Raw genomic sequence first — 13,819 nt, forward strand, 5'->3', positions numbered from 1 at the left:
CCCATTCCCCCTGCCGAGGATAGGCCCACCGGCCGACCCGGGCCGCTGGTGTCTCCGCCGGGTCAGGCCGACCAGACCGCCCAGGCGCCCGGCTCGGTCCACCAGGACCGCTTACGCGTCAGTTGCCCCTCCACGCCGTCGTCCAGGTACGGCAGCGCCGCGTCGTCGCGGGGCAGCACCGACACGGCCCGGCCACGGGCCCGGCGCACCTCCAGGCGCACCCGGCGTCGCCCCAGCCGCGACCGGGTGACCACCGGCACGGCCACCGCCACGTCGACCATCCCGTCGGTCGGATCAGGGGTGGCGAGCAGGGTCACGTCGTCGAGCCGGGCGTACCCGCCGGCGTTGCCGACCGCGCAGGCGAGCAGCGGGTCGTCGCCGTTGGAGAGGACGGCGTCGTCCACCTCCACCCGGCCGCGCCAGTGCAGCGGGCGCCCGTCCTCGGCGGCGGCACCGAGCAGCGCGCCGTCCAGGGTCACCGATCCGCCGTCGTTGCGCAGCAAATCGAGCCGGCGGGGGACGCCGTCGAGCACCGCGGCGGCCACCGCCGCCGGGTCGCGGGGCAGCCCGAGCTGCGCGGCGAGGTCGCGGTGCGTCGTGCTGCCCGCCGGGTCGAGCGGCAGCACGCCGACCGGCGGCAGGTCCGGCACCGTGCGGTTGCCGGCCAGGTCGGCCGGGCGGCGGCTCGGCGGCGGCGCGTACCGCCGGACCAGCCGGCGCAGGACGGCCCGTAACTGTGCGTCACCGGCCACCGCGACCACGAGCCGCGTCTTGGCATCGGAGTCGGGCCAGGTGAGGCCGTCCGGTCGGGGCGGCCCGTCCAGCCGGGCCAACACCTCGTCGATCTGCGCGTCCGACCGGGCGGTCACCGTCTCGACCCGCGCGCCCCGTGCGGTGAGCGCGTCCGAACAGGCCAGCACGGGTACGCGGGGCGTCTCGCAGCGTTCGCCCCGATCCTCGGCGGTGCCGTTCCCGCCGCCGCAGCAGGCCCCGCCGCCGCACCCGGCCCCCGGAGCGGTCCGCTCCGCGCCCAGGGTGAGCAGCACCACGTCGTACACGGGTAGCTCCTCCTGCTGCCTCTCGGCGCGACCCCTGCCGGTCGTGCCGTCACTACTTGTTAACCTGACACCCCGGGCTCGCTGACCGGTCGCCATCTGGCACCCGAGCCTTCTGGAGGCGAGAAGATGCCAGCGATCGTGCTCATCGGCGCTCAGTGGGGCGACGAGGGCAAGGGCAAGGTTACCGACCAGCTGGGTGAGCGGGTCGACTACGTCGTCCGCTACTCCGGCGGCAACAACGCCGGTCACACGGTGATCACCCCGGACGGCCAGAAGTACGCCCTGCACCTGATGCCGTCGGGTGCCCTCTCCCCGAACGCCGTGATCGTCATCGGCAACGGTGTGGTGGTCGACCCGAAGGTGTTGCTCACCGAGATCGACGGGTTGGCCGAACGAGGTGTCGACGTCTCCCGGCTGCGCATCTCCGGTGACGCGCACCTGATCATGCCGCACCACCGGGCACTGGACCGGGTGGTCGAGCGCTACCTGGGCAGCTCGCGGATCGGCACCACCGGCCGGGGCATCGGCCCGGCCTACGGCGACAAGGTCGCCCGGATGGGCATCCGGGTGCAGGACCTGCTCGACCCGGGCATCCTGCGCAAGAAGCTGGAACTCGCGTTGCGCGAGAAGAACCAGGTGCTGTTCAAGGTCTACAACCGCAAGGCGATCGACGTCGACGCCACCATCGAGGAGTACCTGGAGTACGCGGAGCGGCTGCGGCCGTACATCGCGGAGACCCGGGCGATGCTCTGGGACGCGTTGGACCGTGGCGACACCGTGTTGCTGGAGGGTGCCCAGGCCACCATGCTCGACATGGATCACGGCACGTACCCGTTCGTCACCTCGTCGAACCCGACGGCCGGCGGGGCGTGCGTCGGCGCCGGCATCCCGCCGACCGCTATCACGAAGGTGATCGCGGTGAGCAAGGCGTACACCACCCGGGTCGGTTCGGGGCCTTTTCCCACCGAGTTGTTCGACGACAACGGTCAGCACCTGCGCAAGGTCGGCCACGAGTACGGCACCACGACCGGCCGGGAACGGCGGTGCGGCTGGTTCGACGCGGTCGTCGCCCGGTACGCCTGCCGCCTCAACGGTGTCACCGATCTGGTGATCACCAAGCTCGACGTGCTCACCGGCCTGTCCACGGTGCCGATCTGCGTCGGCTACGAGATCAACGGCAAGCGCGTCGACGACATGCCGATGACCCAGACCGAGTTCCACCACGCCACCCCGATCTACGAAGAGCACGACGGCTGGTGGGAGGACATCACCGAGGCCAGGACCGAGGCCGAGTTGCCGGAGAACGCGAGACGCTACATCGCGCGGATCGAGCAACTCTGCAACACCCGCGTCAGCGTCGTCGGCGTAGGCCCCGGCCGTGAGGAAAACGTAACCCGCCACCCCCTCCTCCCCTAACTCTGCGTTGACTCTGCGTTGATCATGAAGTTAGCGGGTGTTCTGGAGATCAAAGCACCCGCCAACTTCATGATCGACCACGTTGGTGGCAGTGGGTTGTCCACAGGGGCGCGGTGGTTGTCCACAGGGGTCGCGGGCGGGGTGGACGAGGGGCCATGGTCGGGTCTCGTGGAGATGATTCGCAGGCTTGCGGCCACGCAGGACGGCGTGGTCACGCGGGATCAGGCACTTCGCGGCGGGCTCGGCCGGAACGACATCGACCATCTGGTGGCGATCGGCCGGTGGCGGCCCCTGGCTCGGGCTGTCTATCTGACCGAAGCCCGGGCGGTCGAGGTGGCACCCCGGCGAGCTCGCATCCGGGCTGCCGTTCTGTCACTGGGCCCGCATGCCCATGCCGTGCTGGACACCGCAGCCGAGCTGCACCGGATCGCCGGTCTGCCGCCCACCGAGGAAATCCACGTCGGCCTGCCCGGCAACGCCGCCAGGCCGGCCAGGCTGCACGATCCGGCGGTGGTGGTCCATCAACTCGACCGGCCACCTGGCGCGATGACGTCGGTGGCGGGAATCGCGGTGTCGGACCCGAGGCACACGGTTGCCGCCGTCCTGCTTCGCGCGCAGCGGTACGCGGCGGTGGCCGTGCTGGACTCGGCGCTCAACCGGCGGCTGTTGACCCCTGACGACCTGGCTGCCATATCGGCACTGGTCCGGGGACGCCGGGGGGCGGTGGCCGCTCGCGGCTACCTGGCCGAGGCTGACGGTCGGGCGCAGTCACCACTGGAGACACGTACCCGGCTGCGGTGTGTCGACGGTCGCGTGCCGCCCGACGTGCTCCAGTTGGAGGTGCGCGACGACGACGGATACCTGCTTGGCATCGGTGACCTCGGCTGGCGCCGGGCCCGAGTGATCGCTGAGGCGGACGGCGGCGGACCCCATTCCGCTCCGGAGGCCGTCTTCGCCGACCGGCGACGGCAAAATCGCCTGGTCAACGCCGGCTGGACCGTTCTCCGCTTCACCTGGGCCGACACTCTCCGCTCCGACTACATTCCCGACCTGGTCCGCCAGGCCCTAACTGCACGCTCCTGATCACCCCCACCCCACCCCCACCCCACCCCACCCCCGCCGAACCCTGCGTTGATCATGAAGTTAGCGGGTGTTCTGGAGATCAAAGCACCCGCTAACTTCATGATCAACGTGGGCCAGTGGTGGGGTGGGTAGGATGACTCGGCGTGCGGGTTCTTCTTCTTGGTGGTGGCGGGCGGGAGCATGCGCTCGCGCTGGGGTTGGTCGACGATCCGTCCGTCGAGGTGCTGATCGCGGCGCCCGGCAATCCGGGGATCGGCGCGATCGCCGAGCTGCGCGCGGTCGACCCGGTCGATCCGGCCGCCGCCGCCGCGCTGGCCGTGGAGGCGCAGGCCGACCTGGTGGTGGTCGGGCCTGAGGCGCCACTGGTCGCCGGGGTCGCCGACGCGGTCAGGGCCAAGGGCATCGCGGTCTTCGGGCCGTCCGCCGAGGCGGCCCGGCTGGAGGGGTCGAAGGCGTTCGCGAAGGACGTGATGACCGCCGCCGGGGTGCCCACCGCTCGCGCATACGCCTGTGCCGACGCCGAGAGCGTCGGCAAGGCGCTCGACGAGTTCGGCGCACCCTTCGTGGTCAAGGACGACGGGCTCGCCGCCGGCAAGGGCGTCGTGGTCACCGACGACCGCGCCGCGGCCGAAGCGCACGCGCGGGAGTGTGGCCGGGTGGTCGTCGAGGAATATCTCGCCGGCCCCGAGGTCTCGCTCTTCGTGGTGACCGACGGCGAGGCCGCGGTGCCGCTGCTGCCGGCTCAGGACTTCAAGCGGGTGGACGACGGCGACAGCGGCCCGAACACCGGCGGCATGGGGGCGTACGCGCCGCTGCCGTGGGCGCCGGCCGGCCTGGTCGACGAGGTGATGCGCGACGTGGTGCACCCGACGCTGGCCGAGATGCGCCGCCGGGGCACACCCTTCGCCGGGCTGCTCTACGTCGGGCTGGCGATCACCGCCACCGGGCCCCGGGTGATCGAGTTCAACGCCCGTTTCGGTGACCCGGAGACCCAGGTGGTGCTCGCCCTGCTGGAGACGCCGCTGGGCGGGCTGCTGCACGCCGCGGCCACCGGCTCGCTCGCCGAGCACCCGCCGTTGAGCTGGCGTGCCGGCGCCGCGGTGACCGTCGTGGTGGCCGCCGAGGGTTACCCGGCGAAGCCGCGCACCGGCGACGTGATCACCGGCGCGGAGCGGCCCGGCGTCATCCACGCCGGCACCGCCCGCCGGCCCGCCGACGGCGCGTTGCTCTCCGCCGGCGGCCGGGTCCTCTGTGGTACGGCCACCGGTGCCGACCTGGCCTCCGCCCGGGACGCGGCCTACCAGCTGGTTCGCGGCATCGCGCTCGCCGGTTCGCACCACCGCTCGGACATCGCCGCCGCCGCGATCGACGGCCGGGTCGCCGTTTCCGGCTGACGGTTCATCGGGGTCGGCCGGCCTCGGGATCCCGGTGACGGCCGGCGAGTCCGCGGCGTGGACGGCGGGCGCGTAGCCCACCCGGGGCCGGACCGCCGGTGGAGCTGGAGCAGATCGTCTCGGTGCTGCGCAAGCTGCTGCGGGTGCAGCAGGTGGTGCTAACCAACAACCAGGCGTACATCGCCTCGGCGGCGCAGTCCGACGACGCGCGTGTCGAACCGCCGTTCCAGCTGCAAGGATCGTACCGCAACATGGAACAAGCTGGCCGAGCGGATCGTCCCGGTGCTCACCGACGACGAGCTTGAGGCGGTGATCGACGACCACTACCTGGGCGAGGCGCAGACCCTGACGGCGGGCGCGGAGGCGAGTCTGCTCAAGCTCGCCGAGCTGCGCGGCCGGCTGAACCCGGAGCAGGCCCACCGCTGGGCCGAGGTGAAGGACGCCTTCCGGCGCTCGCGGGCCCTCGGCGGGGCGGGCGACGACCCGGTGGACCGGGCGGTGGGCGCGCTCGGCCTGCTCGCCGACCGGGTAAGCGGAGTCACCGCCGCTATCGGCCGCGCCACCGACCGGTAAGGAAGGGCCCCCTGTTGACGCCTGCGGTAGAGCAGGGGTCCCGTATCAACCACCGCTGAGCGCGGAGCCGGCACGGCCGGCTCCGCGCTCCTGCTCAGGCGAGCGCCAGGACGGCGCCGAAGACTCGTTGGGCGAGGGCCGACTGCCCGTCGGCCTTCGCGTCGGTCGGGGTGGCGGCGAACGCGAGGCGTACGCTGCCGTCGTCGAGGGCGCCGATGAGAGCCTGGTAGCCGTACCGGGCGCCGGACTTGCCCCAGAACGTATGGCCGTCGGGCAGCCGAACCGAGGAGAGCCCACCATTGCTGTACCCCGCGCCGGCCCAGGGGTGGGTGAACAGCTCACGCTGCTGCGCCGGGGCGAGCAGGCGGCCGTCGAAAAGGGCGGCGGCGAACCGATCAAGGTCGGCCAGGGTCGAGACGAGGTCACCGGAGGCGGGGGTGAAGGTCTGGCTCCAGCGCGTCGCGTCGACCAGTTCGGTGCGGCCGGCGCGGTTCACCTGCTGGTATCCCCGGACGTGCGGTCCGCGAATGCCGGTGGCGGTGCCGGGCGCGTACGTGTCGCGCAATCCGAGTGGCCGGAGGATCCGCTGCCGCAGCTGCTCCGGGTACGACGTCCCGGTCACCCGCTCGATCAGGATGCCGGCGACGATGTAGCCCATGTTGGTGTAGCGCTGTGCCGCGCCGGGAGCGTATTCCGGCGGGTTCGTCAGCGCCGACCGGACGATCTGCTCCGGGGTCCACCGGTCGTAGCGGTGCGCGAGCTGCCAGTCGAGCCCGTCCGGTAGGACCGGGCTGGGCAGGCCGCTGGTGTGGGCGAGCAACTGTCGCACGGTGATGGTCGGCCAGTCGGCCGGGATCAGGTCCGGCAGGTGCGGCCGTACCGGCTCGTCGAGGTCCAGCTGGCCCTCCGCCACCAGCTGGTACACCACCACGGCGGTGAAGACCTTGGTCACGCTGCCGATCCGGACCCGGGCGTTCGCCGGCACCGGTGCCGACGACCGCAGATCGCGTACGCCGAAGGCACCACGCCAGCAGCCGTCCGGTGTGGTGACCCGCAGCTGCACGCTGGTGGTGGTGAGTTCACGGTCGGGGATCTGGCCGACGGCCGCCACCAGGCCGGCCGGGTCGAGGGTGCCGGCGGCGCAGCCCTGGTGAGTCGCGTGGGCAGGTGCCGTCAGGGTGCCAGCCAGCAACATGCCGAGGGTGAACCCGGCTAGGAGGCTGCGTCGGGTGATTCGCATGGGCCGAGCCTGCCGGGGCCTTCCCGGCCGCCGGATCGGGGATCACCCCGATACAGCCCTGGGCCGACCGGTAGGGGTGGCTGTCGATCCTTCTCTCGTGCAACCGGGACAGGTGGTCAGCCGTGTCTGAGGTACGGGCAGGAGAGGGTGGTCGGGATGCGCGATGCCGAGGGCTTCGACGAGTTCTACCGGGGCACGGCCGGCCGGATGCTCCGATACGGGTACGCCCTGACCGGAGACCTCGCCGAGGCGCAGGACATCGTGCAGGAGGCGTACGTCCGGGCCTGGCAGCGTTGGCGCAAGGTTGCCGCCTACGACCACACCGAATCCTGGGTCCGCCTGGTGGTGGCTCGGTTGGCCACCGACCGCTGGCGTCGGATACACACCCAGCGGCTGGCGTTGCGCCGCGCCGGACCGCCAGGCCACGCAGCCGCCCCCAGCGACGACACGGTGTTGCTGGTCGGGGCGTTGCGGCGGTTGCCGGCTGCCCAGCGGCAGGCGGTAGCCCTGCACTACCTGTGTGACCTGTCGGTGGCGCAGATCGCTGCCGAAACCGGTACGTCGCCCGGGACGGTCAAGTCATGGTTGTCCCGTGGCCGGGCCGGGCTCGCCGCTGTACTCGACGATGTGACCCCGGAGGCGCACGATGTCGGCTGACCTGGAGCGGATGTTCTCGTCACTCGGGACGGACAGCGACCGGGTGGCGCTGCCGATGCCTGACATGGTGCGTACGCGTGGAGACCGGCGACGCCGGGTACGTGCGGTTGGGGGATTGCTCGCCGTCGCGCTCGTGGTCGGCGGAACTGCCGTCGGCACCCGCCAACTGCTCGCGGATCCGGCGCCGTCGATACCACCGATCATCGACAGCACGCCATCGCCCACCCCGTCGCCGAGCCTCTCGTCGAGTTCCGCACCGGTCGGCGCATCGCCGGAGCCGACCGGCAACTCCGAGACCTCGGAGGCACCGGACCGCACCACCGGGTCGCCCCGGCCCGGGTGCGACGAGAGCCCGCCCTTCCCCGACACCACACCCACCCACGCCGGGCAGGCCCTGAACGTCTCGCTGATGCTCACCGGCGCCGACTGGGGCAGGTGCTATGTGGTGATCGCCGACGGTCCGGGATATCCGGTGTACGAGCCGGGGAGGACCGGCGGCGCGAAGCCCAACGTCTGCCTCGACGACGCCGGGTACGACGCCGACGCCGACCGGCTCGCCGGCCGGTTCCGGCATTTCGACGGTGGTCCGGAGATCGGTGGGTTCGAGTCGGTGACCAGGTACCGCCCCGGTGCCGCCAGCGACTTCCTCGACGAGATCCGCCAGCGGGTCGCCCGGTGTGCCACGTTCAACAACGAACGGATGCCAGAGGAGTGGCACGCCCTGATCGTCGAGCGGAACTTTGCCGGGGACGAGAGCCTGCTCATCTACGTCGGTTCGGGCGAGAAGGGTGCCGGTTACCCCGGCTGGTACCTCGGGGTGGCGCGGCGCGGTGACCTGGTGGCCGTGGTCGAGCCCCATTCCGACCTCGGCGGCTCCCGCGACTTCGCGAGGAGGATGACCCGCAGGGCGGTCGACCGGCTGTAGTGCCGGACACACCCGCGGACCATGTATGGCAGGTCCCTGCCCGCATGCCTCCTGGTCAGCGGATCTGCATTCCCGAGATCGCCCGGGAGATGACCAGCCGCTGGATCTCCGAGGTGCCCTCGAAGATGGTGTAGATCTTGGCGTCCCGGTACCAGCGCTCGACCGGGTGGTCGCGCAGGAAACCGGCTCCGCCCAGCAACTGGACGGCCCGTTCGGTCACCGAGACGGCCACCTCGCCGGCCTTGAGCTTGGACATCGAGCCCTCGCCGGCGGTGAACGGCCGGTTGTTGCGGCCCATCCAGGAGGCCCGCCAGACCAGCAGCCGGGCGGCGTCGATCTCCATCTTCATGTCGGCCAGCGCGAACGCGACCGCCTGGTTGGTGATGATCGGCCGGCCGAACTGGACGCGCTGGATCGCGTGGTCCAGGGCGTACTCGTAGGCGGCTCGGGCCACGCCGAGCGCCTGCGCGCCGACGGTGGGTCGGGTCAGTTCGAAGGTGCGCATCGCGGCCTGGCCGGTGGCGCGCTGCCCGGACCGGGCGCGGGTCAGGCGTTCGTCCAGCGCCTCCTTGCCGCCGAGCAGGCACCGCCCCGGCACCCGGACGTCGTCGAGGAAGACGTCGGCCGTGTGCGATGCCCGCAGGCCGAGCTTGCGCAGTTTGCGGGTGGCGCTGAGCCCGGCCGTGCCCGGCGGCACGACGAAGGCCGCCTGCCCCCGCGAGCCCAGCTCCGGCTCGACCGAGGCGGTCACCACGTGCACCCCGGCGATCCCGCCGTTGGTGGCGTACGCCTTCTGCCCGCGCAGCACCCACTCGTCGGTGGCCTCGTCGTAGGTAGCCCGGGTGCGGATGGCGCCCACGTCGGAGCCGGCCTCGGGCTCCGAGGAGCAGAACGCGGCGACGGCCGGGGAATCCACCTCGCCGAAGCACTGCGGCACCCACTCGACGAGCTGTTCAGGGGTGCCGGTGCCGTAGATGGCGGCGACCGCGAGTGAGGTGCCGAAGAGGCTCAGTCCGATGCCCGCGTCGCCCCAGAAGAGTTCCTCGCTGGCGATCGGCAGCGACAGGCCGGTGGGATCTGCCCAGCAGGTGGCGAGGAACTCGAAGCCGTACAGGCCGACCTTCGCCGCCTCGGCGATGACCGGCCACGGGGTTTCCTCGCGGGCGTCCCATTCGGCCGCGGCCGGGCGCACGACCTCGCTGGCGAAGCCGTGCACCCAGTCGCGCAGATCCCGCTGTTCCTCGTTCAGGTCGAGCGAGAACTCGACCATCTCAGGCCTTGGGGATGTCGAAGAGGTTCGCGATGTTCGCGGCCAGGCCCAGGTCGCCCTTGGCCTTGAGCTTGCCGGTCATGAACATCATGACCGGGTTGGCGCCACCGGAGACGATCTTCAGGAACTCCACCGGTCCCAGGGTCAGGCCCAGCCGCGGGTCGTGCTGCGGGGTCTCGTTGACCGTGCAGGTGCCGTCGGCGACGACCACCTCGTAGGTGTCGGTGCCACCGTCGGGGGCGCCGGTGATGTTCCAGTGGATGACCGCGTTTGTCGACCCGGCCCGGTCGGCGCGGAACAACTGCGGCATCCGCCCGAAGACCTCGCCGAGGATCTTGCCGCGCAGGTCGCCCGACATCACCTCGGCGAGCTTGCTCTCCGGGGTGTTCTTGACGAGCTGGGCGAATTCCTTCGGGCCGACGTTGGAGAAGTTGGCCGGGTCGAAGTCAGTCATGGTGAAGCACCTCTCGGACAGTGGTTACTCCGGCGTAACCTTACGCATGAGTAGGTATGCTAGCAAGGTGTCCACCGGTCCTGCGTTCAAGCGCCTCCCCCGCGCCGTACGCGAGCAGCAGATGCTCGACTCCGCCGTGCGGGTCTTCTCCCGGCGCGGCTACCACGGTGCCAGCATGGACGAGATCGCCGAGGTCGCCGGCATCTCCAAGCCCATGGTGTACGCGTACCTGGGCACCAAGGAGGAACTCTTCGTCGCCTGCCTGCACCGCGAGGGCGCCCGGATGATGGAGGCCATCGCCGGTGCCGTCGCCCCCGACCTGCCGGCCGACGAGCGACTCTGGCGCGGGCTGCGGGCGTTCTTCGGATTCGTCGGCGCGCACCGGGACGGCTGGGCGGTGCTCTACCGGCAGGCCCGGGGCGAGCAGCCGTTCGCCGGGGAACTCGCCGTGATGCGCGCCCGGCTGGTCGAGGTGGTGGCCGGCATGCTCGACCACGCGCTGCGCGCCGAGGGTCGGGAGGTGGCCGAGACGGAGCTGGAGGTGGTCGCGTACGCCCTGGTCGGGGCGACCGAGTCGCTCGCGGACTGGCTGGCCGACCGACCGGGCGTCGACCCGGAGAAGACCGCCACCCGGATGATGAACGTCGCCTGGCTCGGTGCCGGCCAGCTGCTGGGCGGCGTCACATGGCGTCCCCCCGGGGGGTAGGGGGTCGACCTCGGCTGGTCCCGCGGTGTGCCCGGTGCCGCAACCGGCGGGCCAGCTCCAGCAGGAAGGTCACCGCGATCGAAAGCCCGATGCCGGCGAGGATGCCGTGCAGCGGGTGGCGTTCGAAGGCCAGCCCGCCGAAGACGCCGAGTAGCACGCAGTAGAGCGCCCAGGTGGCACCCGCGATCAGGTCGAACGGGGCGAACGACCGCAGCGGGTAGCGGACCGCACCCATGGTGAGGGTGACCGCCGTCCGCCCGCCCGGGAGGTACCGGGCGGCGACCAGGATCATGCCTCCGCGCCGGTCCACCGCCCGACGGGCCCACGCCGAACCGGCCCGGCGTCGGCTGTCCGCCGGCGAGCGCTCCAATCGCCGCGATCCGCCCCCACGTCCGATCGCGTACGAGATGTGGTCGCCGGCGGTGGCACCGATCGTGGCCGCCACGATCACCAGCACCAGGTTCGGCTCGCCCCCGGTGGCGAGGACGGTGACGCTGATGACCGCCGCCTCGGCCGGCACCAGCGGGAAGACCGCGTCGACCGTGGTCAACCCGAACAGCAGCAGGTAAACCCACGGTGAGGTGAGGGTCTGCCGGATCAGGTCGAGGGCGGCCTCCATGGACCCATGCTCGTCGTCGACCGCGCCGGCCGTGCGGTGATCGGCGAGACGGCTACCCCTCGCACGCTGTCGAGCTGAGCCGGCTGTGCGCTCGCCGCCGGCCCGCCGCGGCGGGTCAGATCAGCGCACCCGCCGGCCGCGTGAGCAGCGCACCTCGTACGGTCTTGTCGCCAGCCGCCGGGCCGTGCGAGGTGAGCACCACCGGTACGCCCAGCGCGTGCTCCACCGCCGCGGGCCAGTCCGCCGGCCGGTGGTCGTACACGGGGCGGGCGCACAGCAGGCGGGCAGTGAGCGCCGCCTGCTGTGCCAGGTCCCCGGGTGGGCCCGGAGCCAGCCGGTCCAGGGTGTCGTAGCGGCGGCAGATCCGCAGATCCAGGCCGCGATCGACGAGGTCGAGGTGGGTCAGCGCCAGGCCGTCGACCCCGCCCGTGGCCGCCACGGCGTACGCGTGGGCGACGGCGTCGAAGTGGCCGAACCGGAAGCGGCCCTGCCAGGGGTTGGTCGGGTTGTGCGGGTCGGCCAGCGGCAGCGCCCGGTCCTCGGTGACGAGCGGCCCCGGCCCGTGCCGGGTGGTGACGGTCCGCAGCACCCCGAGCCGGGTCGCCGACCCGGCCAGCCCGGCCTCGGCCAGCAGCGTTTCGGCGTTGCCGAAGGTGGTGGTGCTCCAGGTCGTGTACGGGTGGAAGCCGTGCCACTCGTCCAGCAACACCCCCTGCGCACCCTCGAACACGCACGGACCGGCCCGCAACGCCCCGGCCAGCCAGGCCCGGTCGACGATCGCCACCCGCTCGGCGAAGCGACGGTACGCGCGCAGGCAGTCGGAGATGGGCGGAACGTCCAGCGGGCCGAGTTCCGCGCCGAGCCGGTCCCGCAGCAGGGCCAGCCGGCGGCGCAGTCGCCCCGGGTCGCGGCAGTCCGCAACCCGGGGCGCCTCGGCGGGTGGGCGAGGCCGTACCCGACGGCCTCGCCCACCCCAGCCCGCAGGAACCGTGCCGGTCGGCTCCGCGGGCCAACTCCCGGGCCCGGTTGGCGGCCCGGTGGTACGGGGTGGCCAGCAGCGCCTCCCCGTCCACGGTCAGCCGGTCGAGCGCGTCGGGCACCCCGACGGCGGCGAGATGGTCGGCCTCGGCGGCCAGCGCGAGCGGGTCCACCACCACGTGCCGGGACAGGTGGGTCCGTACGCCGGGGTGGAAGGTGCCCGCACCGAACTGCGCGAAGGTGTGGTGCCGGCCGTCGCGCAGGACGACGCTGTGTGCCGCCTGCGCACCCCCGTTGAACCGCACCACGGTGTGCACCGGTCGGGTCGCGCAGAGCCAGTCCACGACGGTGCCCTTGCCGGCGTCGCCGTACCCGAGGTCGACCACGATCGCGTGCGGGCCGCGCGGCCCCTCGCCGCCGGCCCGCCGCCCGGACCGCCCGGCCGGCGTTCCGGGCCGTCCACGACCGCAGCCGCCGGGCCGGTCACAGCCGCACCACCCCACCGCCGGCGCTCCGGGTGGCGGGCAGCTTCGTCACCTCGGCCTGCCGGACCTCGTCCCGGCGGTCCAGGGCCTTCGACACCGTTCCGGCCGCCGTCGAGCCGGCCTGCTCCAGGTCCCGCAGACCAGCGTCGAGGTCGATGGCCTCCTCGCCGAGGCCGATGGCGAGCGCGATGGTCTCGCAGACCGCGTCGAGGTCGTCCAGCTCCAGGGCGTTCTGGCCGAGCAGACCGCGCCAGAAGTCGAGCATCCGGCGGTTGCCCGAGTAGTGGCTGCCGGCGGGCAGCAGGTGGTATGTGTCCCAGTGGCGGGTGACCTCGTCGACGATCTGCCGCAGCGGCACGTCCTCGCGCGGACCGCCGCCGATCAGCCGGGCCACCTCGGCGGCCTTCACCCTCGGGTACGCCAGCTCGTCGCCGATGATGAAGAGGTAGCCGCGCCGGCCCCGCTTCTCCCAGTGGTCGGTGACGGTGTGCCGGGCCATGAAGTACAGCGCCAACTCGTAGGACTCCCGCATCTGGCCGCCGCCGCCACCCTCCAGCACGAATCGGCCGAGGTCGTCGTCCATCCGGTTGTCGGACTCGAACTGGCCCACCTGCAACGGCACCCGGTCGCAGGTGGCGTCGCCGATCGCGCCGAACATGATCTGTGGGTCGCGGGCGTACCCCTGGCGCAGCAGCAGGCCCAGCAGTTGCGGCAGCTTGGCCTGGAGGGTGCGGGGCACGTACCCCATCGACCCGGTCACGTCGAACAGCACGGCGACGGGGGTCGACCGTGGATGCTCGTCCGAGTCGCGGCTCTCCCGTACCACGCCGCGCGGGTCCAGCGCCGGGTGTACCACCCGGGCCCCGCTGTCGCTGTACGAGAAGGCGCTGGTGCCGGTCGCCCGGCGGTACCGGTCGGCGGCGTCGTACACGTCGGTGGACCACATTCCACTGCCCATGGC

General features: G+C 72.3%; 14 protein-coding genes and 1 pseudogene. 8 read left to right on the forward strand and 7 right to left on the reverse strand.

Annotation, left to right across the window (positions count from 1 at the left end; all coding sequences use genetic code 11):
- Window positions 1-62 precede the first annotated feature (62 nt).
- Window positions 63-1,058 carry an acylglycerol kinase family protein gene (locus KIF24_RS30310; protein WP_221086946.1) on the reverse strand — a complete coding sequence of 332 codons (996 nt, stop codon included), beginning with the start codon at window positions 1,056-1,058 and terminating at the stop codon, window positions 63-65.
- A gap of 126 nt (window positions 1,059-1,184) precedes the next feature.
- Between KIF24_RS30310 and KIF24_RS30315 the strand changes: the two genes are divergently transcribed.
- From KIF24_RS30315 to KIF24_RS33660, 5 genes are all read left to right on the forward strand, one after another.
- On the forward strand, window positions 1,185-2,474 hold the full coding sequence (locus KIF24_RS30315; RefSeq protein ID WP_221086947.1) for an adenylosuccinate synthase: 1,290 nt from the start codon (window positions 1,185-1,187) through the stop codon (window positions 2,472-2,474).
- A gap of 174 nt (window positions 2,475-2,648) precedes the next feature.
- Window positions 2,649-3,557: a type IV toxin-antitoxin system AbiEi family antitoxin domain-containing protein gene (locus tag KIF24_RS30320; RefSeq protein WP_221086948.1), complete on the forward strand. Its 909-nt coding sequence runs from the start codon at window positions 2,649-2,651 to the stop codon at window positions 3,555-3,557.
- 143 nt (window positions 3,558-3,700) lie between these two features.
- Window positions 3,701-4,951: a phosphoribosylamine--glycine ligase gene (purD, locus tag KIF24_RS30325; protein WP_221086949.1), complete on the forward strand. Its 1,251-nt coding sequence runs from the start codon at window positions 3,701-3,703 to the stop codon at window positions 4,949-4,951.
- A gap of 98 nt (window positions 4,952-5,049) precedes the next feature.
- Window positions 5,050-5,256 carry a hypothetical protein gene (locus KIF24_RS33655; protein WP_230415983.1) on the forward strand — a complete coding sequence of 69 codons (207 nt, stop codon included), beginning with the start codon at window positions 5,050-5,052 and terminating at the stop codon, window positions 5,254-5,256.
- Window positions 5,234-5,524: a hypothetical protein gene (locus tag KIF24_RS33660; protein WP_230415984.1), complete on the forward strand. Its 291-nt coding sequence runs from the start codon at window positions 5,234-5,236 to the stop codon at window positions 5,522-5,524. The genes KIF24_RS33655 and KIF24_RS33660 overlap by 23 nt, the downstream gene beginning before the upstream one ends.
- Before the next feature lie 94 nt (window positions 5,525-5,618).
- On the opposite strand, the gene KIF24_RS30335 is transcribed toward KIF24_RS33660, so the two are convergent.
- Window positions 5,619-6,764, reverse strand: a complete 1,146-nt coding sequence (locus tag KIF24_RS30335) for a serine hydrolase domain-containing protein (protein WP_221086950.1) — start codon at window positions 6,762-6,764, stop codon at window positions 5,619-5,621.
- A gap of 156 nt (window positions 6,765-6,920) precedes the next feature.
- On the opposite strand from KIF24_RS30335, the gene KIF24_RS30340 reads away from it, so the two are divergent.
- Window positions 6,921-7,421: a SigE family RNA polymerase sigma factor gene (locus KIF24_RS30340; RefSeq protein WP_221086951.1), complete on the forward strand. Its 501-nt coding sequence runs from the start codon at window positions 6,921-6,923 to the stop codon at window positions 7,419-7,421.
- The gene (locus KIF24_RS30345; RefSeq protein ID WP_221086952.1) at window positions 7,411-8,346 is read left to right on the forward strand and encodes a hypothetical protein; all 936 of its coding nucleotides are present in this window, start codon (window positions 7,411-7,413) and stop codon (window positions 8,344-8,346) included. Before KIF24_RS30340 ends, KIF24_RS30345 begins: the two co-directional genes overlap by 11 nt.
- Window positions 8,347-8,401: 55 nt before the next feature.
- Here the strand turns inward: KIF24_RS30345 and KIF24_RS30350 are convergent, their stop codons facing one another.
- Together KIF24_RS30350 and KIF24_RS30355 are read right to left on the reverse strand one after the other, a co-directional pair.
- Complete coding sequence (locus tag KIF24_RS30350; protein WP_221086953.1) at window positions 8,402-9,616, reverse strand: acyl-CoA dehydrogenase family protein; 1,215 nt, start codon at window positions 9,614-9,616, stop codon at window positions 8,402-8,404.
- A gap of 1 nt (window position 9,617) precedes the next feature.
- Window positions 9,618-10,070, reverse strand: a complete 453-nt coding sequence (locus KIF24_RS30355; protein WP_221086954.1) for an SCP2 sterol-binding domain-containing protein — start codon at window positions 10,068-10,070, stop codon at window positions 9,618-9,620.
- Window positions 10,071-10,137: 67 nt separating this feature from the next.
- On the opposite strand from KIF24_RS30355, the gene KIF24_RS30360 reads away from it, so the two are divergent.
- Window positions 10,138-10,776: a TetR/AcrR family transcriptional regulator gene (locus KIF24_RS30360; RefSeq protein ID WP_221086955.1), complete on the forward strand. Its 639-nt coding sequence runs from the start codon at window positions 10,138-10,140 to the stop codon at window positions 10,774-10,776.
- Here KIF24_RS30360 and KIF24_RS30365 read toward each other — a convergent pair.
- From KIF24_RS30365 to KIF24_RS30375, 3 genes and pseudogenes are all read right to left on the reverse strand, one after another.
- On the reverse strand, window positions 10,751-11,395 hold the full coding sequence (locus KIF24_RS30365) for a DedA family protein (protein ID WP_221086956.1): 645 nt from the start codon (window positions 11,393-11,395) through the stop codon (window positions 10,751-10,753). The genes KIF24_RS30360 and KIF24_RS30365 overlap by 26 nt on opposite strands.
- Before the next feature lie 115 nt (window positions 11,396-11,510).
- Window positions 11,511-12,762, reverse strand: a pseudogene (locus KIF24_RS30370) (adenylosuccinate synthetase).
- A 94-nt stretch (window positions 12,763-12,856) separates the two neighbouring features.
- Window positions 12,857-13,816, reverse strand: a complete 960-nt coding sequence (locus KIF24_RS30375) for a hypothetical protein (RefSeq protein ID WP_221086957.1) — start codon at window positions 13,814-13,816, stop codon at window positions 12,857-12,859.
- Between the last annotated feature and the right edge of the window lie 3 nt (window positions 13,817-13,819).

The organism is Micromonospora tarapacensis, assembly GCF_019697375.1.
Taxonomy (GTDB): domain Bacteria; phylum Actinomycetota; class Actinomycetes; order Mycobacteriales; family Micromonosporaceae; genus Micromonospora; species Micromonospora tarapacensis.

Bases quoted from the DNA above. Each gene is read 5' to 3' on its own strand.
- KIF24_RS30315 (WP_221086947.1), top strand. From the start codon at position 1,185: ATGCCAGCGATCGTGCTCATCGGCGCTCAGTGGGGCGACGAGGGCAAG.
- KIF24_RS30320 (WP_221086948.1), top strand. From the start codon at position 2,649: ATGATTCGCAGGCTTGCGGCCACGCAGGACGGCGTGGTCACGCGGGAT.
- KIF24_RS30335 (WP_221086950.1), bottom strand. From the start codon at position 6,764: ATGCGAATCACCCGACGCAGCCTCCTAGCCGGGTTCACCCTCGGCATG.
- KIF24_RS30340 (WP_221086951.1), top strand. From the start codon at position 6,921: ATGCGCGATGCCGAGGGCTTCGACGAGTTCTACCGGGGCACGGCCGGC.
- KIF24_RS30345 (WP_221086952.1), top strand. From the start codon at position 7,411: ATGTCGGCTGACCTGGAGCGGATGTTCTCGTCACTCGGGACGGACAGC.
- KIF24_RS30350 (WP_221086953.1), bottom strand. From the start codon at position 9,616: ATGGTCGAGTTCTCGCTCGACCTGAACGAGGAACAGCGGGATCTGCGC.
- KIF24_RS30355 (WP_221086954.1), bottom strand. From the start codon at position 10,070: ATGACTGACTTCGACCCGGCCAACTTCTCCAACGTCGGCCCGAAGGAA.
- KIF24_RS30365 (WP_221086956.1), bottom strand. From the start codon at position 11,395: ATGGAGGCCGCCCTCGACCTGATCCGGCAGACCCTCACCTCACCGTGG.
- KIF24_RS30375 (WP_221086957.1), bottom strand. From the start codon at position 13,816: ATGGGCAGTGGAATGTGGTCCACCGACGTGTACGACGCCGCCGACCGG.